The sequence below is a fragment of the Meridianimarinicoccus marinus genome (genome assembly GCF_040689105.1).
Classification (GTDB): domain Bacteria; phylum Pseudomonadota; class Alphaproteobacteria; order Rhodobacterales; family Rhodobacteraceae; genus Meridianimarinicoccus; species Meridianimarinicoccus marinus.
Genome location: NZ_JBFBVU010000031.1, coordinates 16,107 through 39,716, shown reverse-complemented (window position 1 = coordinate 39,716; position 23,610 = coordinate 16,107). Strand labels below are relative to the sequence as shown.

General features: G+C 62.0%; 21 protein-coding genes and 3 pseudogenes. 13 read left to right on the top strand and 11 right to left on the bottom strand.

Annotation, left to right across the window (positions count from 1 at the left end; genetic code table 11):
• Positions 1-89 precede the first annotated feature (89 nt).
• The 9 genes and pseudogenes from AB0T83_RS17495 to AB0T83_RS17455 all read right to left on the bottom strand — a co-directional run.
• Positions 90-695 (bottom strand): annotated as a pseudogene (locus AB0T83_RS17495) (class II fructose-bisphosphate aldolase); the annotation flags it as partial.
• Positions 696-765: 70 nt separating this feature from the next.
• Entirely contained in the window at positions 766-1,773 is a 1,008-nt protein-coding gene (locus tag AB0T83_RS17490; protein ID WP_366194516.1) for a class 1 fructose-bisphosphatase, read from the bottom strand.
• 27 nt (positions 1,774-1,800) lie between these two features.
• Positions 1,801-2,574, bottom strand: a complete 774-nt coding sequence (locus tag AB0T83_RS17485; RefSeq protein WP_366194515.1) for a hydroxypyruvate isomerase family protein — start codon at positions 2,572-2,574, stop codon at positions 1,801-1,803.
• Positions 2,571-3,221, bottom strand: coding sequence for a 3-oxo-tetronate 4-phosphate decarboxylase (gene otnC, locus AB0T83_RS17480; protein WP_366194514.1), 651 nt, complete (start codon positions 3,219-3,221; stop codon positions 2,571-2,573). Before otnC ends, AB0T83_RS17485 begins: the two co-directional genes overlap by 4 nt.
• Positions 3,218-4,486 (bottom strand): 3-oxo-tetronate kinase, encoded by a 1,269-nt coding sequence (gene otnK, locus AB0T83_RS17475; RefSeq protein ID WP_366194513.1) that lies wholly within the window; start codon positions 4,484-4,486, stop codon positions 3,218-3,220. Before otnK ends, otnC begins: the two co-directional genes overlap by 4 nt.
• Positions 4,483-5,391, bottom strand: a complete 909-nt coding sequence (gene ltnD, locus AB0T83_RS17470) for an L-threonate dehydrogenase (protein WP_366194512.1) — start codon at positions 5,389-5,391, stop codon at positions 4,483-4,485. The genes otnK and ltnD overlap by 4 nt, the downstream gene beginning before the upstream one ends.
• A 2-nt stretch (positions 5,392-5,393) precedes the next feature.
• Positions 5,394-6,671, bottom strand: coding sequence for a TRAP transporter large permease (locus tag AB0T83_RS17465; RefSeq protein ID WP_366194517.1), 1,278 nt, complete (start codon positions 6,669-6,671; stop codon positions 5,394-5,396).
• 174 nt (positions 6,672-6,845) lie between these two features.
• A pseudogene (locus AB0T83_RS17460) lies at positions 6,846-7,388 on the bottom strand (TRAP transporter small permease subunit); the annotation flags it as partial.
• A 103-nt stretch (positions 7,389-7,491) separates the two neighbouring features.
• A complete protein-coding gene (locus tag AB0T83_RS17455) occupies positions 7,492-8,526 on the bottom strand; it encodes a TRAP transporter substrate-binding protein (protein WP_366194511.1) in 1,035 nt (344 codons plus the stop codon).
• A 241-nt stretch (positions 8,527-8,767) separates the two neighbouring features.
• Between AB0T83_RS17455 and AB0T83_RS17450 the strand changes: the two genes are divergently transcribed.
• Positions 8,768-9,805 carry a LacI family DNA-binding transcriptional regulator gene (locus AB0T83_RS17450; RefSeq protein WP_366194510.1) on the top strand — a complete coding sequence of 346 codons (1,038 nt, stop codon included), beginning with the start codon at positions 8,768-8,770 and terminating at the stop codon, positions 9,803-9,805.
• Between the two features lie 262 nt (positions 9,806-10,067).
• Positions 10,068-10,490 (top strand): annotated as a pseudogene (locus tag AB0T83_RS17445) (IS66 family transposase); the annotation flags it as partial.
• Positions 10,491-10,819: 329 nt separating this feature from the next.
• Here AB0T83_RS17445 and AB0T83_RS17440 read toward each other — a convergent pair.
• Positions 10,820-10,978: a hypothetical protein gene (locus tag AB0T83_RS17440; RefSeq protein WP_366194508.1), complete on the bottom strand. Its 159-nt coding sequence runs from the start codon at positions 10,976-10,978 to the stop codon at positions 10,820-10,822.
• Between the two features lie 134 nt (positions 10,979-11,112).
• Between AB0T83_RS17440 and AB0T83_RS17435 the strand changes: the two genes are divergently transcribed.
• The 4 genes from AB0T83_RS17435 (at position 11,113) to AB0T83_RS17420 (ending at position 15,161) form a co-directional block, all read left to right on the top strand.
• A complete protein-coding gene (locus tag AB0T83_RS17435; protein ID WP_366194507.1) occupies positions 11,113-12,258 on the top strand; it encodes a mandelate racemase/muconate lactonizing enzyme family protein in 1,146 nt (381 codons plus the stop codon).
• Complete coding sequence (locus tag AB0T83_RS17430) at positions 12,259-13,245, top strand: sialic acid TRAP transporter substrate-binding protein SiaP (protein WP_366194506.1); 987 nt, start codon at positions 12,259-12,261, stop codon at positions 13,243-13,245.
• Positions 13,246-13,317: 72 nt separating this feature from the next.
• Complete coding sequence (locus tag AB0T83_RS17425; RefSeq protein ID WP_366194505.1) at positions 13,318-13,881, top strand: TRAP transporter small permease; 564 nt, start codon at positions 13,318-13,320, stop codon at positions 13,879-13,881.
• Between the two features lie 2 nt (positions 13,882-13,883).
• Positions 13,884-15,161 carry a TRAP transporter large permease gene (locus tag AB0T83_RS17420; protein WP_366194503.1) on the top strand — a complete coding sequence of 426 codons (1,278 nt, stop codon included), beginning with the start codon at positions 13,884-13,886 and terminating at the stop codon, positions 15,159-15,161.
• A 258-nt stretch (positions 15,162-15,419) separates the two neighbouring features.
• Here the strand turns inward: AB0T83_RS17420 and AB0T83_RS17415 are convergent, their stop codons facing one another.
• The gene (locus tag AB0T83_RS17415) at positions 15,420-16,121 is read right to left on the bottom strand and encodes a GntR family transcriptional regulator (protein ID WP_366194502.1); all 702 of its coding nucleotides are present in this window, start codon (positions 16,119-16,121) and stop codon (positions 15,420-15,422) included.
• 490 nt (positions 16,122-16,611) lie between these two features.
• On the opposite strand from AB0T83_RS17415, the gene AB0T83_RS17410 reads away from it, so the two are divergent.
• The 7 genes from AB0T83_RS17410 to AB0T83_RS17380 are packed head-to-tail and all read left to right on the top strand — an operon-like array spanning position 16,612 to position 23,578.
• Positions 16,612-17,775, top strand: a complete 1,164-nt coding sequence (locus tag AB0T83_RS17410) for a UxaA family hydrolase (RefSeq protein WP_366194501.1) — start codon at positions 16,612-16,614, stop codon at positions 17,773-17,775.
• A complete protein-coding gene (locus AB0T83_RS17405) occupies positions 17,772-18,053 on the top strand; it encodes a UxaA family hydrolase (protein WP_366194500.1) in 282 nt (93 codons plus the stop codon). The genes AB0T83_RS17410 and AB0T83_RS17405 overlap by 4 nt, the downstream gene beginning before the upstream one ends.
• Complete coding sequence (locus AB0T83_RS17400) at positions 18,050-18,856, top strand: HpcH/HpaI aldolase family protein (RefSeq protein WP_366194499.1); 807 nt, start codon at positions 18,050-18,052, stop codon at positions 18,854-18,856. Before AB0T83_RS17405 ends, AB0T83_RS17400 begins: the two co-directional genes overlap by 4 nt.
• A complete protein-coding gene (locus AB0T83_RS17395) occupies positions 18,853-20,286 on the top strand; it encodes an aldehyde dehydrogenase family protein (protein WP_366194498.1) in 1,434 nt (477 codons plus the stop codon). Before AB0T83_RS17400 ends, AB0T83_RS17395 begins: the two co-directional genes overlap by 4 nt.
• Before the next feature lie 10 nt (positions 20,287-20,296).
• Entirely contained in the window at positions 20,297-21,397 is a 1,101-nt protein-coding gene (locus AB0T83_RS17390) for an enolase C-terminal domain-like protein (protein ID WP_366194497.1), read from the top strand.
• Positions 21,397-22,275 (top strand): carbohydrate ABC transporter permease, encoded by an 879-nt coding sequence (locus AB0T83_RS17385; RefSeq protein WP_366194496.1) that lies wholly within the window; start codon positions 21,397-21,399, stop codon positions 22,273-22,275. The genes AB0T83_RS17390 and AB0T83_RS17385 overlap by 1 nt, the downstream gene beginning before the upstream one ends.
• 55 nt (positions 22,276-22,330) lie before the next feature.
• Positions 22,331-23,578 (top strand): ABC transporter substrate-binding protein, encoded by a 1,248-nt coding sequence (locus tag AB0T83_RS17380; RefSeq protein ID WP_366194495.1) that lies wholly within the window; start codon positions 22,331-22,333, stop codon positions 23,576-23,578.
• The last annotated feature ends 32 nt before the right edge of the window (positions 23,579-23,610 follow it).

The following is a 23,610-nucleotide window of genomic DNA, read 5'->3' as shown; positions in this document are numbered from 1 at the left end:
AACTCGCGGCTGAACATCCTTCTTGTCATGTAGATTCTCCAGTTTCATAAACACCTTATCTCGGTGTCCACGAAACCAGCAGCAGGCCAGGTGAACTTGTAGGCGCCGTGGCTGGTTCCAATGGCTACAGCCAGAGCATCGACCCCGGTGCGCCGCACGAATTCGGCGGCTTCATCGGCATTCGTGACGAGCTGGTCCCGGCTCAGTTCGCCCTCGAATCCGTGGCCATCTTCCGCCTCGCCCTTGCCGGTTTCCAGAGAACCCAGATGCCCAATCTCTCCCTCGATAGATGCGCCGACCAGATGGGCCGTCTCGCTGACCTTGGCCGTGACGGTGGCGTTGTATTCGAAGTCCGACGGAGTTGTGCCATCCTCGCTCAGGGATCCGTCCATCATCACCGACGAGAACCCGTTCATCAGGGCTGACAGGCAGGTTTGCGGTGAATTGCCGTGGTCCTGGTGCATGCAGATCGGCAGGTGCGGGTACATCTCTATCGCCGCGCGGATGAGGTGGCCGAGAACGATGTCGTTGGCAAATTCCCGGGCACCCCGGCTGGCCTGCATGATGACCGGACTGTCTGCCTTGTCTGCCGCTTTCATGATGGCCAGCATCTGTTCCATGTTGTTGACGTTGAAGGCTGGCAGGCCGTAGCCGTTCTCGGCAGCGTGATCGAGCAGTTGGCGAAGGGATATCAGGGGCGTTGCATGGGGTTCCTCTGCGGCGCCGCGCGCCAATGGCGGTGTAGGGTTTGGGATGGCGCGCCGGTCAGGCGTCGCGGTGGTATCGGTCCAGCACAGCGACTTCTTCCCGCGAGCCGAGGATCACGGGTACACGTTGGTGGTGTGAGGTGGGCTGCAGGTCCAATATTCGGTCTGAACCGGTAGAGGCCGCACCGCCGGCCTGTTCCACGATCAGCGCCATCGGATTGGCCTCGTACATCAGTCGCAGCTTGCCGCCGGCCTCGGCGTTTCCGGTGTCTTTTGGATAGAGGAAAACGCCGCCGCGGGTCAGAATCCGGTGCACCTCGGCCACCATCGAGGCCGTCCAGCGCATGTTGAAGGCCTTGCCGCGTGGGCCCGCATTGCCTGCGATGCACTCGTCGTAATAGCGCCGCACCGGCGCGTCCCAAAGAGTGTATCGCGAGGCATTGATGGCGAATTCACTTGTGGTTTCGGGGATCACCATGTCGGGGAAGGTCAAACGGAATTCGCCGGTGCCCTGCTGGTGGGTAAAGCCATTGACGCCGGTGCCTGTGGTGACCACCAAAGCGGTCGAGGGGCCGTAGACGGAATAGCCAGCGCTGATCTGTTCGGATCCGGCCCACAGCACCGAGCGGTCGTCGGTGGCGTCGATCGCTGTGGGCAGCTGCGATATCGAGAAGATCGAGCCCACGGAGAGATTGACGTCGAGGTTCGAAGAGCCATCAAGCGGATCGAAATAGACCAGGTAGTCGCCGGCCTGCGGCTCGTCCTTCAGCCAGTAGACCTCGTCGACCTCTTCGGAGACCAGGGCTGCGACCCGGTTGCAGTTCGAACAATGCCGGACGAAGACCTCGTTGGCGATCACGTCGAGCTGCTTCTGCGTCTCGCCTTGCACGTTTGTTGCATCGGTGGCGCCAAGCCGGCCGGCAAAGGCACCGCCGCGGATCTGGTGCGAGATGATGCGACAGGAGGTCGCGATATCCTCCAACAGGAAGATCAGGTCCTTGTCCAGCTGGTGTTGGCTTCGTTCCGACAGCAGGAATTCGCGAAAAGTGATCTGTTGGGCGGTCATGGCAGGTATCCCTTTATTGAGTGTGGTCTACACGCTGTCAGCTACCCGGTTGTTCAGCCAGCCAAGTGTGTCGTCGGTGTTGCCGACGGGTTTGTATTCCGCGCCAAGCGGGGCGTCATAGCCAAGCCGACGGATGACTTCGAACACATGGTCGTAGTTGATCTCACCATGATCGGGAGTGCCACGATCAGGAACGGATGCGAACTGGACGTGGCCGATCTTCGGCAGAAGCGCCTCGATCCTGTGGGTCAGATCGCCCTCCATCAGCTGCACATGGTAGCAGTCGAACATCAACTTGAGGTTGGGCGCCGCGACTTCATCGATCAGCGAGATTGCTTGGTCTGTCGTCGTCAGGAAGTAACCCGGCGCGTCGTATTTGTTCAGGGGTTCGATCAGGATGGTAATGCCGTGGGGCGTGGAGGCTTCGCAGGCATATTTCAGGTTTGAGACAAAGGTGCGATGAGCCTCGTATCCTTTGGCGAAACCCGCCATGACGTGGATGTTGGGGGTGCCGATGGCGGTGGCATAGGCGATGGCCTCGTCGATTACGGCCCGCGCCTCGGCGTCTCTTCCGGGGATGGCCGACATTCCATTGTCTCCGGCGCCGACATCGCCGCGCCGGGTGTTGAGGCCCAGCATCGGCAGCCGGGTCTCGCTCAGGGCGGCCTTCACCTCTTTGGCGGGGATGTCATAGGGCCAGTGGCATTCGACAGCGTCGAACCCGGCAGCCTTGGCAGCGCGGATGGCCTCGGGCAGCGGCCTGTCATTCCACAGGAAACCCAGGTTGGCAGAAAAATTCATGCGTCCCACTCCACATCGAATTTGGTGATCAGGGCACGAACCTGCGCCTCGCTCAGTGCACGCGGGTTCATTCCACGCGTCAGTATCGCCAGCCGTGCGGTGTCTTCGAGTTCCTCGATGGCGTTGCACGCGGCTTCGACATCCTTGCCGGCCACCACGGGGCCGTGATTGGCGAGCATTACCGCTGTTCGTTTGCCAGCAAGCCCTCGCACCGCCGCGCCCATCGCCGGGTCGCCCGGCAGAAAAAAGGGCAAGAGCTTGACCCGGCCCAGCTTCATGATGCCGTAAGGCGTAAGCGGCGGCAAGAAGTTGTCGTTGTTCACGTCGGGCATCATCGACAGCGCAACCGAGTGGCAGGAATGCAGATGCACCACCGCTCCCGCCGTGCTGCGGGTGTCGTAGAATGCGGAATGCAGCGGCATTTCCTTGGTAGGCTTGTCGCCTTCGACGTGATCGCCCGCCGCATCGAAGCGGCTGAGCCGTTCCGGATCAAGCCGCCCGAAACTGGTGCCGGTGGGGCTGACCAGCAGCCCGCCATCCTCGGTCCGGGCGGAGATATTACCGGTGCTGCCGCCGGTCAGGCCGCGGTCGAACATCGACTTGGCCAAGAGGCAAATCTGTTCGCGCAGTCGGGCCTCAGTGCTCATGACGCCAGCCTTTCCTGGGCGTCTGAAAAAAACTTCTCAGAGCCGAAATTGCCGGACTTCAAGGTGAGTGCGATCTGGTGCCCGCCGGAGTAGCAATAAGTCCAGGGCACGCCCGGTGCGATTTCGGTGCCGATGTCGAGCCGGGTGACGCCGAGCGCTTTGGTAACGGCTCCCGAGGTTTCGCCACCGGCGACGATCACCCGTCGTGCGCCCCTGTCGCGCGCCGCGACGGCGCAGGCCGACAGCGTCGCCTCGACGATCTCGCCTGCGCCGGCAACGCCCAGCTTTTCCTGCGCAGCGCGCACGCTTTCGGGGTTGGCCGTGGCGTAGACCAGTGGTGCGGCGTCCAGGTCCTGTCGCGCCAGCCAGTCGAGCGCCTTTTTCGGGCCGTTTTCAGCCAGGGCGAGAGGGTCCAACTGGAAGGCAGGGACTCCACGGCTGGAATAAACCGCCACTTGCTTATTGGTCATGGCCGAGCAGCTTCCCGACAGCACGATGGTGCCGGTGCCAAGTGTCGGCGCCTCAGCCTTGGGCGTATCCGCCGACAGGGTGCCATCGGCCAGGTAGAGCGCTGGCAAGGGCATTGCGACGGCACTGCCACCGGTCATCAGCATCATGTCGCGGCAGGCCTCGGCAATCACTGACAGGTCCTCGTTTGCCACGGCATCGACCACCACATGGGCCACGCCCTGCGCCTTCAGCGCGTCCAGCTCCGCCCGCAGCGCCTGCGGCCCCTGCGCCACCGTCAACCTGTCCGCCAGCCCCACGGGTTTCGTCACCTGCGGTTCCAGCAGGCGCATCAGGTTGCTGTCGCGCATGGGTGTCAGCGGGTGATCCTTCATCGGGCTCTCCGCCAGCGGCTGACGCCCGACAAACAGATTGCCCATGAAGATCGACCGCCCGTTTTCCGGGAAGGCCGGGCAATAGATCGTCTGATCCGTGCCCAAATCCGCCATCAGCGCCTCGGCCACGGGGCCGATATTGCCTTCTGCCGTGCTGTCGAAAGTCGAGCAATACTTCCAAAAGAAGCGCCGCGCCCCCGCCGCCTGCAGCCATTTCAGCGCGGCGCGGGTCTCGGCCACGGCCTCATCCACCGGCGCGGTGCGCGACTTCAACGCGATCACCTCGAAGGCGGCCGGGTCGGCGGGGGCCTCTGGCGGCACCCCGATGCGGAGCGAGACGCGAACGCCGCTGCGAGCGAGAAGCCCGGCAAGGTCCGTTGCGCCGGTGAAGTCATCGGCGATGCAGCCAAGAACGGTTGTCATTTGTCCTCTCCCGGCAATGTCAGCCCGGCGTTGCGCGCATAGACCTTGGCGACGGCGGCATCATCCTCTGAACCAAGCCCCATGCCCGCGGCAGCAAGGAACTGCTGCATTGCTGCGGCCGTGATCGGGGCGCTGAACTGGGCCGACTTGGCAATGTCCAGCACGATGCCCAGATCCTTTGGCCAGATATTGACCGAACTGAGCGGCGTATAGTCGCCAGCCACGATGTGCGGCGCGCGATTTTCCAGCATCCAGCTGGTGCCTGCACATTTGCTGATTACCTCGACGAATTTCTCCGGGGCAACGCCCTGGGTCATGCCGAAGGTCAAGGCCTCGGCCATGACGGCGATATGCACCCCGGCCAAGAGCTGGTTGACCGCCTTCATGGCGCTGCCCGCTCCGACCTCGTTCCCCAGTTCGAACACCGTCTCCGCAATGCTGTCCAGAAGTGGGCGGGCGGCGGCAAAGGCGTCGGGCGTGCCCGAGGCCATGATCGACAGCTGCCCACTGGCGGCCTTGGCGGACCCGCCCGAGATCGGTGCATCGAGATAGTGGACACCGGTTTCGGTACAGCGCGTCGCCATTTCCCTGGCGAAAGCCGGGGGCACGGTGGCGCAGGCCAGAACGACCGCGCCGGGCTTCAACTTCGCCACGATGCCGTCCTCACCGAAAAGCACGCTTTCGGTCTGGGCCGCGTTCAGCACGACGACGGCGACGGCATCCAATTTTCCGGCGGCGTCGGCCAGGGTGCTGCCCTGACCTCCGTCGTCCTGAAATTTGGCCACCTGGTTTGGGTTGATATCCCCGCCCCAGACTTTGTGCCCGACACGCAGCGCAGACGCGGCCATTCCGTATCCCATCGAGCCCAGGCCGATGACGGCGACGTTCTTGCTATTGTTTGTCATTTTCAGTCTCCTTTGACCCATTCGGGCAGCCACAGGGCAACGTCGGGGAACATCAGGACAATGGCGAGCGCCACGACCTGGATGCAGATGAAGGGGATCAGCGCGCGGAAGATCTCCGACAGGCTCATGTCCTTGGGCGCCACCGACTTCAGGTAGAAGGCTGCGGGGCCGAAGGGCGGGGAAAGATAGCTGACCTGCATGTTCATCGCGAAGAGGATGCCGAACCAGACCGGGTCCATGCCCAGCTTGATGATGATCGGCACGAAGATCGGCATGGTCAGGAGCGCGATCCCGATCCAGTCCATGAAGAGGCCCAGCACAACCAGGATGCCCATCATGATCAATACAATCACCAAAGGTGACGCGCCGCTATCCAGAATGGTGCTTTCGATGAATCGATTGCCGCCCATCAAGTTATAGACACCCACCAGAGCTGCCGCCCCGAGGCCGATCCAGATGATCATGCCACAGGTCTCCAGCGTCTGTTTCAGGCTGTCTCGGATCAGCTCCCAGGTCACTTCGCGCCGGATCGCTGCCGACAGGAAAACGCCGACCACGCCCATCGCTGCGGCTTCGGTAACCGAGGCGATGCCACCGTAGATCGAACCGAGAACCGTCACAGCCACCCCGATCGGCAGGATCACGCCACGCATCTTGCGCAGTTTTTCCGACATTGGAATGTCAAGCTCTTCGTCCGAGATCGGCGGGCCCATCTCGGGGTTCGCGTAGCAGCGCACGAGGATGTAGATGATGTAGAACGACGCCAGCATGAGCCCGGGAGTTACCGTCGCGAGGAACAGATCGCCAATCGAGACGCTGGCGGTCAGCCCGTAGACGATCAGAACGATCGACGGAGGGATCATCGTGCCCAGCGAGCCGCCGGCGCACACCGTTCCGATGGCCAGCGCCCGATTGTAGCCTAGCCGCAGCATCTGCGGCAGGGCGATCAGGCCAAGCAGGACGATCTCACCGCCGATGATGCCGGAGATAGCCGCAAGGAAGACCGCCGCGACAAGCGTCTGGACAGCGACACCGCCCTTGATCCGTCCGGCGATCAGGCGCATGGCGTCATACAAATCCCGCGCCATGCCCGATCGGTCCAGCAGCGAGGCCATCAGCACAAACATCGGAATGGCGACAAGCACGTATTCGTTGACGAATGAATAGATCCGGCTGGAAACCAGCGGAACGCCCATTGGCCCGAACCAGGCGATGGTGAACAGGATCGCAATCAGCCCGGTCACGAAAGCCAGTGGGATGCCGGTCAAGATCAGGATCATGATCGAGCCCACGAGCAGAAAAGAGCCTGACTGAATGCCCAAGTCCCGTCCTTCGGAAAACAGGACGTAGCCACCGATCGCCAAGATGCCAAAGACGATCCCGATGGCGGCAAGGGCAAATTTGCTTGGCGGCTCTCCGGCACTTTGACGGTAGCCGGTACCTTTCCAGGCGGTCCAAATATGGCCGACGGACTGGATCGCCAGCACAATCGAGGTAATCAGGAGCATCAGCTTGATAATGGCAGGCGTAATAGGGTTCCACGCCGAACCAGACCGCTCAAGCCGGATATCACCCTGCGGAGTCCACCAGGATTTTTCGACCATTGTGTAGGCAGCATAGGCAATCGCCACGGCAAAGAAGAGCGCAAGCAGACCGTTCACAATATCCAACAGCCTTCGCGTTCCGCCGCTGGTGTTGAAATAGATCAACCCGATGCGAATATGCTTGTCGGCAGCAAGACACTGCATGCCACCGTAAAGGTAACAGGCCGCAATCAGCGCGATTACAGTTTCATGCGCCCAGATTGTGGGGGCATTGAAGAAATAACGCATGACGATCTCGTAGAGCGAGATAATCGTTGCGAGGGCAAACAGGAAGCTGAAAGCGGTGCCAACCGTAATAATGCCACGATCCAGCGCGTTTTGAGGGCCGGCACTGTCTTCTTCATGGGCCCTTTTTAGCGCTTCAAGCTGCGCCTCAATTTCGGCTTCGGTCATCGCCGTGTCAGTTTGTGCCATGGTCCCCTCCTGGAACGTGAGCTGGAAATCCTGAAGCGAAGGAGCCGAAGCCGGCCCCTTCGAAACTGCCGTCAGGCAGCAATCACTCGGCCAACAAGCCCTTTTCGGTCAGATAGGTGGTCACGCTCTCATAAGCTTTGCCCGCCATTTCGGAGCGCTCTGCCCAGTTTGCCCATTGCGACTTGGCAATGCCGCGGAACTCGGCGCGCTCCTCGTCGGACCAGTCGATCACGGTGATCTCGGGATCGGCCTGCGCCTCAGCAACAGCGACCTCGTTCTGAGCATCGAGCTGCGCGATCATGTCCCTGGCAAAAACCGTGACCGACTCGTTCAGGATGTTTTGAAGGTCTTCCGGCAGCTCGTCGTAGATCGCCTTGTTCAGGGACACCTCGATAACCGGCATCGAGTGGAATCCAGGATAGAGCGGGTACCGGGCGAATTCATGCATGCCCTGAGCGTGGTTGGTTGAGAACACAGTATAGTCGGCCGCGTCGATCACGCCCTTTTCCAGGGCGGTATAGACCTCGGAACCAGGCAGGTTCACCGGCGATGCACCGGCGGCGGCAAAGACCTCCTGCACCATGCCCTCGGGTGCCCGCATCTTGATGCCCTTAAGGTCATCGACGCCGTAGAGCGGCTTGGTCGACAGAAACGCCTCAACACCGGTCGCCGACGCGCCGAGAAATTGCAGCCCGTATGGGTTTACCAGTTCGTTGAACAGCTCCTTGCCCCCGCCGTTTTCCATGTAGTCGAACATCTGTTCCGGATCCGACCAAGCACCCACGAGGTTGCCAAGCATGGCAAAGGCCGGATCTTTGCCCGAAAAGTAGGAGGGGTCAGTAATGTGGCCTTGCAGGATACCGGCACCCACGGCGTCGAGGGTTTCTATGTGAGCCACTACTGTCCCGACGGGTACGACGGTGATCTCGATACGGCCACCGGAAAGTTCGTTGACGCGATCGGCCCAGGCTTCCTCGATCGGGAAGAAGTTGTCGCCAGCCTGTGCCGAGGTCTGGAACGTCCATTGGTACTCTTGCGCCACGGCGCCGGTGGTAAAAAGGAACGACGCGGCAATCGCGACGCCTGCAACGGTAGTTTTCAAGAATTGGGTCTTCATGTTTCCCCCCAAAGGCACCCGGATCAGGTGCCGGTAAATGGCTGGTGCGAATTCTTTCCAATTCGCGGTTTCAACCGGTTTCAGTGCAGATGATATCGATCCCGGTATCGTTACCGGTATTGATACCAGTGCCCCATCCTGCAATGATGTGTCAACACCGAGTTAGGTATCTCGGGATTGAGTGATGGGATTTGAGGCCCAGATCACGGATTGAATCGACCGGCAAGAAGGCGGCAAGTGCATGAAAAAAAGAAAAACTTTGGTGGATGTCGCCGCAGCAGCAGGTGTCAGTAAAATGACGGCCTCCCGCGCGCTTCGGGGCGACAAGGACGTGTCCGAGGCCAAAGTCGAGAAGGTGAAACGTGCCGCACGCGAGATTGGATACTACGGGAATCACTTGGCTGCGTCGCTATCAAGCAAGCGCACCGACCTGATCGGGGTGGTTGTACCCAGCCTGTCCAACATCGTCTTTCCGCAGGTCATGTCCGGCGTGACTGACGCCCTGAAAGGGTCTACGCTTCAACCAGTGTTCGGCGTGACCGACTACGATCCCGCGGCCGAATACGACATCATCCGCAACATGCTGTCATGGAGGCCCGCCGGGCTTATCGTCACCGGGCTCGACCAACCAGACGATACCCGGAGATTGCTGGCCGACGCAGGTATTCCCATCGTCCAGATCATGGATTGCGATGGCGATCCAGTGGATGCCTGTGTCGGGTTCTCACAATCCGGGGCCGGGCACAACATGGCGGCGGCCCTTCTTGCGACGGGCCGGCGGCGCTTTGGATATGTTGGGCGCAACCTCGACAAGGACCTCAGGGCCGCCAAGCGAAAGAATGGCTTCCACGACGCATTGCGCGATCAGGGTCTCGATTTCATCGACACGATCGACGGGTCTCACCTGCAGGGGGACGTGGCCATGCAATCAGCCATCGCCTGCGGACGGCTTATGACGGACAAACTCCTGGCGCGTCAACCTGACCTCGATTGCATCCATTTCTCCAACGACGACCTCGCCTTTGGCGGGTTGTGCCATTGTATCACCGCAGGCATAGATGTTCCGGGCGAGGTCGCGTTGGCCGGATTCAACGGGCTGGGCCTTCTCGAGGGGTTCCCCGGAAAAATCGCCACGTCCCGTACCGCTCGCCGCGAGATCGGCGAGACTGCCGCCAGAGTCGTTCTGGGGAAAGCCGAAGGCGCTAAGACAGAGAGTGAAAAAATCCACATATTGACCCCGACTATCTCACTCGGAGATTTGGCGGTGACTGCGAAATGAACTCGTCAAGCTCTCAAGCAGAAGAGATCTTCAATAACTGCTTTCACGACCCGCACGCTTCGGCTGCACTACACAGTTGTGCAGGCAAGCCTATCCGCAGTCATGAGCGACCTGGATCACCATGCACCTGTTCAGAAAGCTGCACGAATGGCATTGTGGGCTCCATACGGTCATGCGTCGTAGCTGAACAGCCGTCGGCTTCAATTATGCACGAATGTCGGCTTCCGAAGCCGAAGGACGACCAGTTCGCACTTGCCCCGAAACTCCGGAAACCGCCCTTGCCGGCAAACGGACATATCACGTCGTCGCCGCCTTCGGTGATTGGCTGCGCGACCAACGCCTGCGGGTGTCGACCAGGTCGCGGCCCGGTGAAAGGCTGGCCTATTTACACCGCCACTGGGACGGGCTGCAGACTTTTCTGGCCGGTGGCCGCGACAAGATCGACTCTATCCCGGAGGAAAACCTCATCCGCCCGATTGCTCCAAATCGCAAGAACACTCTCTTCGCCGGCCAAGACGAGGGAAGACGTACTTGGGAGTGCATCGTCTCGCTCATCGAAACCGCCGAGATCAATTTCATCGAACCCTTCTCCTATCTCAAGGCGACCCTTCTGGTTGTTGCCGGCGAACACCCTCAGGGCCGGATAGACGAACTGCTCCCCTGGATCTTCAAGCCGTCAAGCTGAACCCACCATGACCCGCAGCCGCCGCCTACGCAAACTTGCTCTCTCTGGGGGTACATGGGGGGGAAGACGAAAAAAATCGGAATACTTTTAGACTAATTATCAAGGCCGTACTGGAATGACGCGGCTCCGCCCCCGGCGCCCCATTGCCCGAATGTTCGCCTCCAAGTGTCCTTACTTGTGTCGCTCCGTCTTTCCGCTGGTGGTCCATCCGAACCGCCAGGTCGTTTCACCGCACGGAAATGGTACCTGACGCGCGAGAGGCATCTTTGCATCAACGTAACGCGGCGCTCTTCAGCGAGATGCTGTCCCATTGACCGCCGCATTTTCCGTCAATGATGGTCGAGCCAGTCACAGAATGCTCGATGGAGCACCGGGTGAATCAGGTTTTCCGAGACGATTCGCTCTTCAAGCACCGTGACAACCCGGTCTGCTGCGGGCAATCGTCCGGGTATCCCGCTCTGAGGTTCGGCTTCTGGATCGTTCGCCATGAACCTGTTTTGCATCACGAGTTTTGACGGACAAGCGAAGTATGTGGTCATACCAAACAAGGGCCTTGCCCTAGTTATCTAATATATATTGACGTTTTCCATATTTTTAATCATACCAAACGACGGAGGACGTCATGACAAGCATCAAATCCGTAGACGTTAGTCTGTTCTGCCTGCCGCTTGCGGAGGTGTTGAGTGACGCCATGCATGGCGACCATACCCATTTTGAACTGGTCGCCGTGCAAATTCGCACGTCAGACGGCCTTGTCGGCACCGGATACACTTATACCGGCGGCAAGGGCGGGCAGGCGATCAAGGCGATGATCGAATTCGATCTGGCGCCCTTCCTGCTTGGCAAGGATCCGGAGGATGTCGAAGGCCTTTATGCGGCCATGGGCTGGCACATTCACTATGTCGGGCGTGGCGGGATCGCGTCATTTGCAATCTCGGCACTTGATATTGCGCTGTGGGATATCCGCTGTCGTGCTCGGGATGCCCCGCTTTGGAAACTGGCCGGGGGCGCCTCTGATCGCTGCAAGGCCTATCGCGGTGGGATAGACCTGAACTATCCGCTGCCGAAACTGCTGGACAGCATTCGCGGATACCTTGCCGAGGGTTTCGACGGCGTCAAGATCAAGGTCGGCCATGACGATCTGAACATCGATATCGCGCGCGCGCGCGCCGTGCGCGACCTGATCGGTCCGGACCGCGATTTCATGGTCGATGCCAACTATGCCCTGGACCGTGAAAAGGCCAAGGCCGCAGCCCGCGCCTTCAAGGATCTCAACGTCGTCTGGTTCGAAGAACCGACACTGCCCGACGATTATCTCGGTTACGGCGAAATCGCGCGCGAAACCGGGTGTCCCTTGGCGATGGGGGAGAACCTGCACACGATCCACGAATTCGAGCATGCGTTGCGCGATGCACGGCTTTCGTTCATCCAGCCCGACGCGTCGAATTGCGGCGGCATCACCGGGTGGCTGGACGTTGCCAAGCTGGCCGCCAGACATGGAATTCCGGTGTGCAGCCACGGCATGCAGGAGCTTCATGTCAGTCTTGTGTCCGCCCAACACGGCGCAGGTTGGATCGAGGTCCACAGCTTTCCGATCGACAGCTACACCACCCGGCCGCTGGTGGTTCAGGACCACCTTGCCGTGGCACCCAACACACCGGGCACGGGCGTCGAGTTCGATTGGGAAAAACTGCAAGACGCGGCCCTGCGCGCACAATCAGATCACACCGCAAGAACGCCAATCCTGGCTACATCTGGAGGAAACTAAGTGAAATACACTGCAATCTTTGGTGCTGCCTGCGCCGCGACCGCGTTGCTTTCGGGCACCACCACCCTGTCGGCCGACGAGTTGAAATTCGCTCACGTCTATGAAGTCAGCCACCCGCTGCACGCCGCCGCGCTTGAAGCCGCCCGCTTGTTCGAAGAGCGTACCGATGGTCGCCACACCATCGAGGTCTTCCCTGCCTCGTCGCTTGGCAAGGAAGATGCGCTGAACGAAGGGCTGAGCCTTGGCACCGTCGACATCATCTACACCGGCAGTGGTTTTGCCGGGTCCAGCTACGGACCCGCTGCGATGACCGATTTCCCGTTCACCCTGCGCAATCTCAAGCACTGGGAAGCCTATTTTGACAGCGACCTGTTTGTCGAAGTGGCACAGGGCTATGCCGACGCGACGGGTGGCAACGAAATCACATCTGTCAGCTATTACGGCTCGCGCCATGTGACCGCCAACAAGCCGGTTCTGTCGCCGGCCGATATGAAAAACCTGAAGATCCGGGTGCCCAACGCGCCGGCCTATGTTCTCTTCCCCAAGGCAACCGGTGCAAACCCGACGCCGATGGCCTTTTCCGAGGTCTACCTGGCTTTGCAGCAGGGTGTCGTCGATGCGCAGGAAAACCCGCTGACAACCATCCAGGCAAAGCGGTTCTACGAGGTCCAGAGCGACATCAGCCTGACTGGCCATATCACCAACTCGATCTTCACCGTGGTGTCGAGCGTTCGCCTGGCCCGACTGAGTGACGAGGACCAGGCCATTCTTGATGGCGTTCTTGATGAAACCGCCCTGCAAGCCACGGTTGCCATCACCAAGGCCGAAGGCGAGCTTGTGCAGTGGTTCCGCGACCAGGGCATCAACGTGCATGAAGTCGACCGCGCCCCGTTTATCGAGGTTGTCGCCCCTGCCCTGACGTCCGGCGAGTTGCCCTTCTCGCCCGAACTGTATCAGGCCCTTCAGGACCTTCCGGACGCGGATTGATTTCGGCGCAATGATTACTCGGGGTTGGCGGCCAACTGGGTGCCAACCCCGCTCTCCTGGGGGGGAACAAGCATGTCAGAACAACCTGAACCCGACCACATCGCCGCCTTGATCGAAGAAGTCGAGGAAGTGACCGATGATATCTCTGACGTCAGTTGGATGGATATTCCGGTCCTGGTGATCTTTTCGATCCTGTTTGTCATCGTCGCACTACAGTTTTTTACCCGCTATGTCCTGAACGACAGCCTTGGCTGGACCGAAGAGATCGCGCGATACTTCCTTATCATGCTGGGCTTTCTGGGTGGCGTCACCTGCGTCCGCAAGGGCAAGCACATCTTTCTGGAGTTCGTGTTCGCGTATCTTCCGACCCATGTGATCAAACCGGTGGCGGTAGCCTCCGAGATCCTCGTGGTCGGCTTTTGGGGCTACTGTGGCTGGCTTTCCATTGAACTGGCACAGAAGACACGCAGCAACATGGTCTCGATCGATGTGCCCAAGGCCTACGTCTACTACCTCGTTTGCGCCGGCTGCTTCCTGATGGCGTTCTTTGCCGCCGGAAAACTGCTGGACGTCCTTCGAAAATCAACCGCCGACGTGGCGCGCGAAAAGCGCGAACACCCCAGCGAGGCTATTTGAACATGGCACTTGCCGTTCTGTTTGTTCTGCTCTTCACTTTTTTGCTGCTCGGGGTGCCGGTGGCGGTGTCTCTGGGGCTGGCCTCATTGGCCTACATCATGATTTCGGGCCTGCCCGACGTTCTGCTGATCCACACCATGATCGGCGGCATCGACAGCTTTCCGCTGCTTGCGATCCCGTTTTTCATCATGGCCGGCCACCTGATGAACACCGGTGGCATCACCACCAAGATCTTTTCCTTTGCGCGCGCCCTTGTCGGATGGCTGCCCGGCGGGCTTGGCCATGTGAATGTCGGCGCTTCGGTGATTTTTGCGGGCATGTCCGGCGCGGCTGTTGCCGACGCGGGCGGGCTTGGCAATGTCGAAATCAAGGCCATGCGCGATGCCGGCTATGACACCGATTTCTCGGTGGGGGTGACCGCCGCGTCCTCGACCATCGGTCCGATCATCCCGCCGTCGCTGCCGCTGGTGATCTATGGCGTCATGGCGTCGGTTTCGATCGGCGAACTGTTCGCCGCCGGTCTGGTTCCCGGCCTGTTGATGGCGCTGTCCCTGATGATCATGGTGGCCTACTTCGCACGGAAGCGCAGCTACCCCAAGGATCACGGGATCGACCTGTGCAACATCTGGCTGACCCTCAAGCAGGCGTTTCTGCCCCTGCTGACCCCGGTCATCATCGTCGGCGGCATTGCGACGGGCGTGTTCACCCCGACCGAGGCGGCCATTGCGGCGGTTTGCTACGCCATGTTCCTTGGTCTGGTGGTCTACAAGTCGCTGAACTGGAAACACCTGGTGCGGGTGTCGATGGACACGATCGAAACCACCGCCGCAATCCTGATGATCATCGCAAGTGCGGCTGTCTTTGCCTGGATCCTGACCTCAAATCAGGTTGCGGCGATGCTGGGCGAAACCCTGCTTGGGATCACGACCAACAAGACCGCGCTGCTGCTGATCATGATGCTGATCGTGCTGGCCATTGGCCTGTTCATGGAAACCATCGCCGCGATCACCATTCTTGTGCCGGTGCTGCTGCCCATTGCCGCCCAGGCCGGCATCGACCCGGTGCACCTGGGGATTTTGCTGATCCTGAACCTGATGTTGGGTCTGTTGACGCCACCGGTCGGCATGGTGCTGTTCGTGCTGTCCGAAGTGTCAGGGGTGAAGTTTGAACAATGCGTCAGGGCGACCATGCCGTTTCTGATCCCGCTGGTCATTGTCCTGCTGCTGATCACCTTCTTTCCGCAGATCGCCCTGTGGCTGCCCACGGCGGTGTATCGATGACGCGCTTGTCAACCGATTGAAAAATATAAGGCAAATGTCGCAATTGGCAGGACGTGGCTGGGTTCTGCCAATTGCGGCGCAAGGCATTGGCCGAGCCACCGCCGAAATGGTGGCCCAGGACGGTGCCCGCGACGTTGTCCCCGAAAGCAACGCCGGAAGCCCGGCACATGCCGCGAGACAATGAAGCTGGACACGCCAGCAAACGGCATCCTGTCTATGGGTGCGGATCCCGGGGCCGCCGCACCGGTCTGGCCGTCCTCAATACTCGATGGCGTCGAGGAACCGCTGCTGCGCATTGTTCAGGTGATCTTCCAGAAGCTTGGACGCTTTCTCGGGATCCTTTTTACCGATTGCGTCCAGGATTTCGAGATGCTCGGCAAAGGCCTCGCCGTCACTCAGGTAGCGCGGCGGCAACTGTAGCCGTACCAGCATCTGTTTTGTCTCCAGCGTGCGGAAGATGTTTTCGATCAGGCTGCTGCCCAGGGCGCGCAGAAAGGATTGGTGCATGTCCCAGTCCAGTTTGGTCCGCCGCCGCACCAGCGCCTGGCGCTGCTCGGGCGTGTCGGCGGCCGCTTCCATGATCGCGATGGTCCGGGCACGCAATGTCTCGACCTCTTCGGCTTCGTGGGTGAGCGCGTAGGCGCGTACCGCCGGCAGTTCGATCAGCTTGCGCAGCTGGAATATTTCGCGCACCTCGTCGGCACCGATCTCGTGCAGGATCACGCCTTTCTTGGCGATAAGCTCGACGATCCCCTCTCCCTCCAGACGTTTCAGAGCTTCGCGCACGGCCGTGATGGTCGAGTCCGTGGCGTCGCAGATCTCGCGCTGAGACACCAGCCGTCCGGGTTTGAAGGTGCCCTGCATCAGGCATTTCAGAAACCGGTCGTAGGCGCCCGAGCGTTGGACCTGCCCGCTGGGCAACGATGTGCCGTCGATCAGGGCTGTCCGGCTATTTTCCACGCGTGGTCTCCCGGTTGGTTTCCTGATTTGGCGTCTCGTCGAGTCCGTGGACGCGCCCCTGCGTGCGGCGCCTGGCGATCCCGGCACGGTCTGGGCCAGCTGCCGAGCCACACAGACACCCGGCCTTTTCAGCAGGGCCGGGCTGGCCCCATTGGAGGGCAAGCGTCAGGGGCTGATCTGGCGAGGCTGTCTTACCGGCAGCGTAGAACATGGGGCGGGATACCTTTCAAGAGCGACAGATTGAAATTGACTCGCAAACCCGAATCTGTCAAATCCTAATTGAGATCTTAGTTAGGATCTTAAGTAAAATCGAACGACGGCAGCGCTGGGGGAGTGGAATGTATCCGAACAAGGACAGAGCATTGACCGCGACCAACTCCGGGGTGTTCCGCGCTGTCGGCAGGGCCGCGGGCTCCGCGCACCTGCCGCAGCTCAAGGCCGCAGGATCGGGTCGCGCTGCACGCCATTCTTCAGGGACACCGGGCTGACCATGGCACACAAGGCGGTTTTCCTTGGCTATCCACGCCGCACCGGACGGCCCGGCATCCGCAATCGCTTGCTGGTGCTGAACGCCACCGGGCTGACCGATGCCGCCGCGCGCCGGATCGCCAAGACGCTGCCCGACGCGGTCTTTGCCGGCACGATGTACGGCATGGGCATGGTCGGCGAGGACGCCGGTTTTCACCTTGCCGCCCTGTCAGGGCTGGCGACTCATCCCAACTGCGGTGCGGTGCTGTTGATTGGCGCGGATCGCACAAGGCTCGACCAGTTGACCGCAGTACTGGACCGCGACGGGCGGCCGTTCGTGGCGCTGGGTCTCGACGAGGTCGGCCATGACGCGCTGCTTCTTGGCCAGCGCGGGATTGCGGCGGGTGCAGGCCTGCTGCGTGCCCTTTCGGCGCAACGCCCGCAGCTTTGCTCGGCAAGCGACCTGTTCCTAGCCTTCGAATGCGGACTGTCGGACCCGTCCTCGGGGCTGGCGGCGAACCCGCTGCTGGGCCATCTGGCCGACTGGTTGGTGGATGCGGGCGGCAGCGTAGTGCTGGGTGAAACCATCGAATGGCTGGGCACCGAAAACGAACTGGCGCGCCGCGCGGTGACGCCCGAGGTTGGCGCCGCGCTGAAACGTGCGGTGAAGGACCGGCTGACACTGGCGCATGCCGCCGGGGTGGACCTGTTGGGCACCAATCCCAATGCCGCCAACATCAAGGCCGGGCTCAGCACCATCGAAGAGAAGGCCTCCGGCGCGGTGCTCAAGGCCGGCACGCGGCCGATCCAATCGGTCCTGTCTTACGCCGAGGCTCCCGCAACGCCGGGCCTGCACCTCATGGACGCGCCCAGCTATTCACCCGAAAGCCTGACCGGATTCGTCGGCGCCGGGGCGCAGATGATCCTTTTCACCACGGGTTTGGGCAACAGCTATTGCAGCGCATTGGCTCCGACCCTGAAACTGACCGCCAACGCCGCCACCGCCCGCAACCTGCCTTGCCAGATCGACTTCGATGCGTCCTCAGCGCTGACGGGACGGGCGCTGGAGGATCTGGCCGCCGACTTGATCGCGCAGGCCCTGGCGACCGCCTCGGGCCAACTGACTCTGGGCGAGATCATGGGCGAAGGCAATGAAACCATCAGCCGTTTCGGAGCCGCGATATGACCGTCAGAGCCTACACCGTGTGCGAGGGCGACATGGTGGCCTTCCTGCTTGCCGATGCGCCCGCTGGCGCGCAGGTGGAGGGCACCAAGGATCCCCTGACCACGCACGAGGCTATCGGCGTCTTTCACAAGATCGCCCTGCAGGACATCGCCGCAGGCGCCATCGTTCACCGCGGCGGCTGGCCGATCGGGCGCGCCACAGCCGACATTCCGGCGGGGGCGCATGTGCACACGCACAACCTTGTCAGCACCTATTCTACGTCAAAGGAAACCCAATGACCGACACCCTGCCGCGCAGCCTTGAAAAGGGCCGCTTGTTCAAGAAGAAATTGGCCGAAGGTCGTGCCCTCTCGGGGGCCTGGTCAACGCTGGGCTCTCCCGAGATCGCCTGTCTGATGGCTGGTGCGGGGCTCGATTACCTGCTGATCGATCTGGAGCACGGACGCGGCGGGCTGGACGGGCTGGCAGCGCAGGTGCAGGCGCTGGCGGGGTTCGACACCGCGATCATGGTGCGCCTGCCGGATCACGACGCGGGCAGCATCAAGCGCTGCCTGGACCTTGGCGCCAATTGCCTTCTGGTGCCGCAGGTCGAGACCGCCGCAATGGCACAATCCATCCTTGATGCAGCACTGTTTCCCACCGAGGGGCGGCGCGGCGTGGCGGTCGGCGCGATCCAGGCCGCCGATTGGGGATATGAGGCGGCCAGCTATTTCGCGCATGCCAACGACGCGCTGACGGTTCTGGTGCAGATCGAGTCGCCCGAAGCGGTGGACAACCTGCCCGACATCCTCGCACTGCCGCGCCTTGACGGCATCTTCGTCGGACCGAACGACCTGTCCGCCACCATGGGGCTTTTCCGGCAGTACGACGCGCCCGCCTTCCGCGCGGTCTTCGACAGGGTGCTGCAAGATACGCATGCGGCGGGCAAGGTTTTCGGTGCGTTGCCAGCGCCGGGCCTCGAGGTCGCGAACCTGCTGGACCGTGGCGCTCAGCTGGTTCCGGGCGGTTCGGATCAGACCATGCTGCGCAACGGGACACAGGCGTTGATCGCTGCCCTGAAGGCCGCGGGGGACGCTGCATGACCCAGGTTCAGCCCCCGGCATTGCCCGCACCTTCCGGTTGGTCCGGCGTTGCGGACTTCGAAACCCGAGATCCGGCGACGCGTCAGGCGGTCGGCCACTACAGCTTTGCCCGGTCCGACGACGTGGCACAGGTGCTTGAAACCGCGCGACAGGGGTTTGCCGCCTGGTCGGCGCTGACCGTCAACACGCGCTGTAATTTGCTGGCCGAATGGCTGGACCGGATCGAGGCCGAGACCGACCCGCTGGCCGAAGAAATGACCCTCGAACAGGGCAAGCTACTGGCCGAATCCAAGGCCGAGATTGGCAAATCCCTGCGCGAGTCCCGGCAGATGCTGGGCTTTGCCCGTGCCCATGGCGGCCAAACGCTGCCGGGCCGTGCGCCGGGGTGGACCAACACCATCCTGCGCCGCCCGCGCGGCGTGGTGCTGGCGATCACGCCCTGGAACTTTCCGGTCCTCACCCCGCTACGAAAACTGGTGCCGGCGCTGGCCACGGGCAATGCAGTGGTGCTGAAACCGTCAGAATACACGCCCGCCGCGGCGATGCGGCTGGTGCGCGCAGCTGACGGCATCCTTCCCCATGGCACGCTGTGCCTTGTGAATGGTGCGGGCGAGGTGGCGGCGGGGCTGGTGGACGCGGACGTCGACGCGATCAGCTTTACCGGTTCGGTTGCGACTGGACGCAAGATTGGTGCCGTCGCAGGCCACAACCTTGTACCGGTCTCGCTGGAACTGGGCGGCAAGAACGCCGCCATCGTCGACAAGGTGGCCGATCTGGATGCCGCGCTCGACGCGATCACCGGCGCGGCGTTCCAATGCGCGGGCCAGCGGTGCACGGCGATCAGCCGGATCATCGCACAGGCCGATGTCTATGACGCCGTTCGTGACGGGTTGATCCGCCGCATGGAGGCGCTGACCGCCGGGCCGGGGCGCGATGCGGCGACGACGCTGGGACCGATCACCACGCAGGCGCAGTTTGACCAGATCATCCGCCTTGTGCGCGCCGCCGAACTGGAGGGTGCGCAGGTTCTGACCGGCGGGCAACGTCTGGCCCCCGACAGCGCGCCCAAGGGTCTGTTCTTCCAGCCGACCCTGCTGGCCACGGATGATCCCGCCAACCCGGCGGTGCAGGAAGAGATCTTCGGCCCCGTGCTGACCCTGTCGCGCTATACCACCGACGACGCGGCGCTGACCCTCGCCAATGCCACTGCCTATGGGCTGACCAGCGCGATCTTCACCGACCGGCTGGCCTTTGCCCAACGCGCCATGGCCGAGCTGCAAACCGGCATGATCCACGTCAACCATGGCACCGCGCCGGACGACAACATGCCCTTCGTCGGCATCAAGACCTCGGGCCTTGGCACCGGGTCTGTCGGTCCCTCCACACTCGATTTCTACACGACCGAACACGCCGCCTATCTGGCGGGCTGAAGGAGCATCCATGAAATTCACCAATATTGAAATCCGCGCCTGCCGACACGAGCCCGATCAGGCCTACAGCCTGAAGGACGGCAAGCCGATCGACTTCGAATTCCTGGCCATGCGCTTTGACACCGACGAGGGCCTGAGCGTCGAGACCTTCGGCTTTGCCGGGCGCAGCGCGCTGGCAATGGGGGCTGTCTCGGCCGAACTTCTGCGGCCCTTCTTCCTGGGCCGCGACCCGGATTACCGCGAGTTGCACTGGCACGAATACCGCCGCTTCAACCGCGCCTGGAACTTCACGCCGGCCTATGCCTATGCGCCCTATGACATCGCCTGCCATCTGGCGCAGGCGCAGGCCTCGGGGCTGCCGCTTTACAAGCATCTGGGCGCGGTGCGCGATTCAGTGCCGATCTACGGCTCGTCGCTGACGCTGCCGACGGCGCAGGCCTATGCGGACGAGGCGAAGGCGCTTCAGGCGCGGGGCTGGGCGGCCTACAAGTTGCATCCCCCGGCCGATATGGACATCGCCTTCGAAGCACACCGGCTCTGCCGCGAGGCAGTGGGTCCGGACTTCCGGCTGATGTCCGATCCGGTCAACAACTTCAATTTCCAGCAGAACCTGCATTTCGGCAAGATGCTGGAAGAGCTGAACTACTATTGGCTCGAAGAGCCGATGTTCGACGAATGTCACGGCTCCATGCGCGAGCTGACGCGCGCCCTGCGCATCCCCATCGTCGGCGGCGAAACCGCCGAGAACCACCCCGCCGGTGTGGCCGAGCTGGTGGCGACCCGCGCGGTCGACATCGTGCGCGGCGATGCCTCGTGGTCGGGCGGGATCACCGGGCTGATGAAGACGGCGCATCTGGCCGAGGCCCACGGCATGAACTGCGAGATTCACACCGCGATCTATCACCCGCTCGAACTGGTGAACCTGCATTGCGCCGCTGCCATCCGCAACAACGAGTTCTTCGAGGTGCTGGTACCGGAAGAGCTGTTCGCCATCGGCCTGAAGGACCCGATCGACGTGCGCGACGGTCACGCCCACCTGCCGCAAACCCCCGGTCTCGGCATCGCGCTGGATTGGGACTTCATCGACAACGCGACCCTGAAGGTGCTGTGATGAGCGACGTCGCCCAGCACGCCCGCAGCGTTCGGGCCGTCAACGAGGAGCGTCGTCGCCACTGGCGGCAGGCGGCGATCTATGCCGCGCTCGCGGCGGTGACCTTCGTCATGGTCTTCCCGATCCTCTGGATGGTTTCGGTCTCGCTCAAACCCACCACCGAGACCTTCTCGCTGCCGCCGCGGCTGCTGCCCGACACGTTTCACTGGGGCGGTTATGCCAAGGTGCTGACGGACCCGATGTTCCGCACCTTCCTGATCAACAGCTACGTGGTCGGCCTGGCCGTCACCGCCCTGTCGCTGGTGATCGGCACGCTCGCGGCCTTCGGCTTTTCGCGCTACCGCTTCTTCGGCGACCGGGTGGCCAAACTGTTTGTCATCACCACCCAGATGGTGCCGACGATCACGCTGTTGATCCCCTATTTCGGCGTCATCGTCTTTCTCGGGCTCTATGACTCGCTCTGGGGTCTGATCCTGACCTATCTGACCTTCGCGCTGCCCTATTCCATCGTCATGATGAACGGCTACCTCGACACGATCCCCAAGGATTTCGACGAGGCCGCCACCATCGACGGCTGCACCCCGCTGGGCGTGCTGGTGCGGGTGCTGCTGCCGGTTGCGCTTCCGGGGATCATCTCGACCGCGGTCTATACCTTCCTGCTGGCCTGGAACGAGTTCCTGTTCGCGCTCGCGCTGACCCGCTCGATGGACATGCGCACCGTGCCGGTGGGGATTTCGATGATGGTCGGAGAGTTCGGTCTGAAGTGGGACGAGATGATGGCGTTTTCGGTGATCGGCTCTTTGCCGGTGCTGATCCTGTTCATGCTTGTTCAAAGATTTGTCGTCGGCGGCTTGTCCGCAGGGGGCGTCAAGGGGTGAGGAGCCCGCACACCGGAGCACACCGCCCCGGACACCAACATGGAGGAGACTACCAATGACCAAGACCCGTTTCACCGCCTGGGCACTGGCCGCCGCAACGGCGCTGACGCCGCTGGGCGCGCAGGCCGGCGAGATCGAATGGCTGCAATGGTTCGCCGCCGAGAACACCAACGGTTTCTATGAAGATCTTGTCGCCGATTTCGAGACCAAGAACCCCGGCATCACCGTCAAGCTGGTGACCCAGCCCTTCGGCAAGGTCCGCGAAAGCATCGTGACCGACAATGCCATCGGCGTCGGTTCGGACGTGCTGGGCCTCAACATGCCGTGGACCAAGGAATTCCTCGACATCGGAATCCTCGAACCGCTCGACGACTACCTGGCCCGCGACGACAACAGCTTTGCCGTCTCGGACCTTGTCGAGGCGCCGATCGGCAAGATCGACGGTCACACCTGGATGGTGCCGCTCAACGCCTTTCCTTTCGTGATGCATGTGAACATGGGTCTGGTGCGCAAGGCTGGCTTCGATGCACCGCCCGCCACATGGGAGGAGATGGCCGAACAGGCCAAGGCAATCTCGGCGCTGGAGGATGGCACCTCTGGCATCGGCATGCCGTTTTCCTCGCAGCCGCCGTCGAATGGCCCGATCCTGACCTTCCTGCCGCTGCTTTATTCCCATGGCGGACGGATCATGGACGGCACGACGCCCCATTTCGACAACCCCGAGGTCGTCGCCACGCTGCAACTTCTCAAGGACATGAACGACGCCGGTGCCATCGCGCCGGGTGCGGCGTCGCGCACGGGCGGGGTCGATCTTGAAGAGTTCATTGCCGGGCGCACCGGTTTCCTGATCTCGCCGGGCGTGCATTCAAGTGCGATCACCGGGCGCAACCCCGATCTCGACTATACGCTGGTGCGCGTGCCGACCAATGGCACCGCGGCGTACCGTGTTCATGGCTGGGAAATCGGCATCGCTGCCGACAGCGACAACAAGGAAGACGCCTGGGCCTTTGTGAACTACCTGCTGTCGCCCGAGGTGAACGCCCGTGCCGCCAAGGCCGCCAATGCGCTGCCCGGCAACCTGGCAGCACTGGATGCGGTGCGGGACGGCGCCGACGAGACCCTGCTCAAGCAGATGGAGATCCTGTCGGAGGATACCCCGGTCGAGGAAATGCGCCAGTCGCCCAAGGCCGCGGCCAGCTGGTCGGTCATGACCGAGGAAATCCAGGCCATGCTGCGCGGCGACCAGACCCCGGAAGAAACCGCCGCCGCCGTCCAGGCACGCTGGATCGACCTGGCCAAGTGAGCCGCCGCGGCCGGGCGCGTCCACGGCGCCCG

Bases quoted from the DNA above. Each gene is read 5' to 3' on its own strand.
- AB0T83_RS17490 (WP_366194516.1), bottom strand. From the start codon at position 1,773: ATGACCGCCCAACAGATCACTTTTCGCGAATTCCTGCTGTCGGAACGA.
- AB0T83_RS17485 (WP_366194515.1), bottom strand. From the start codon at position 2,574: ATGAATTTTTCTGCCAACCTGGGTTTCCTGTGGAATGACAGGCCGCTG.
- otnC (WP_366194514.1), bottom strand. From the start codon at position 3,221: ATGAGCACTGAGGCCCGACTGCGCGAACAGATTTGCCTCTTGGCCAAG.
- otnK (WP_366194513.1), bottom strand. From the start codon at position 4,486: ATGACAACCGTTCTTGGCTGCATCGCCGATGACTTCACCGGCGCAACG.
- ltnD (WP_366194512.1), bottom strand. From the start codon at position 5,391: ATGACAAACAATAGCAAGAACGTCGCCGTCATCGGCCTGGGCTCGATG.
- AB0T83_RS17465 (WP_366194517.1), bottom strand. From the start codon at position 6,671: ATGATCCTGATCTTGACCGGCATCCCACTGGCTTTCGTGACCGGGCTG.
- AB0T83_RS17455 (WP_366194511.1), bottom strand. From the start codon at position 8,526: ATGAAGACCCAATTCTTGAAAACTACCGTTGCAGGCGTCGCGATTGCC.
- AB0T83_RS17450 (WP_366194510.1), top strand. From the start codon at position 8,768: ATGAAAAAAAGAAAAACTTTGGTGGATGTCGCCGCAGCAGCAGGTGTC.
- AB0T83_RS17440 (WP_366194508.1), bottom strand. From the start codon at position 10,978: ATGGCGAACGATCCAGAAGCCGAACCTCAGAGCGGGATACCCGGACGA.
- AB0T83_RS17435 (WP_366194507.1), top strand. From the start codon at position 11,113: ATGACAAGCATCAAATCCGTAGACGTTAGTCTGTTCTGCCTGCCGCTT.
- AB0T83_RS17425 (WP_366194505.1), top strand. From the start codon at position 13,318: ATGTCAGAACAACCTGAACCCGACCACATCGCCGCCTTGATCGAAGAA.
- AB0T83_RS17420 (WP_366194503.1), top strand. From the start codon at position 13,884: ATGGCACTTGCCGTTCTGTTTGTTCTGCTCTTCACTTTTTTGCTGCTC.
- AB0T83_RS17410 (WP_366194501.1), top strand. From the start codon at position 16,612: ATGGCACACAAGGCGGTTTTCCTTGGCTATCCACGCCGCACCGGACGG.
- AB0T83_RS17405 (WP_366194500.1), top strand. From the start codon at position 17,772: ATGACCGTCAGAGCCTACACCGTGTGCGAGGGCGACATGGTGGCCTTC.
- AB0T83_RS17400 (WP_366194499.1), top strand. From the start codon at position 18,050: ATGACCGACACCCTGCCGCGCAGCCTTGAAAAGGGCCGCTTGTTCAAG.
- AB0T83_RS17395 (WP_366194498.1), top strand. From the start codon at position 18,853: ATGACCCAGGTTCAGCCCCCGGCATTGCCCGCACCTTCCGGTTGGTCC.
- AB0T83_RS17390 (WP_366194497.1), top strand. From the start codon at position 20,297: ATGAAATTCACCAATATTGAAATCCGCGCCTGCCGACACGAGCCCGAT.
- AB0T83_RS17385 (WP_366194496.1), top strand. From the start codon at position 21,397: ATGAGCGACGTCGCCCAGCACGCCCGCAGCGTTCGGGCCGTCAACGAG.
- AB0T83_RS17380 (WP_366194495.1), top strand. From the start codon at position 22,331: ATGACCAAGACCCGTTTCACCGCCTGGGCACTGGCCGCCGCAACGGCG.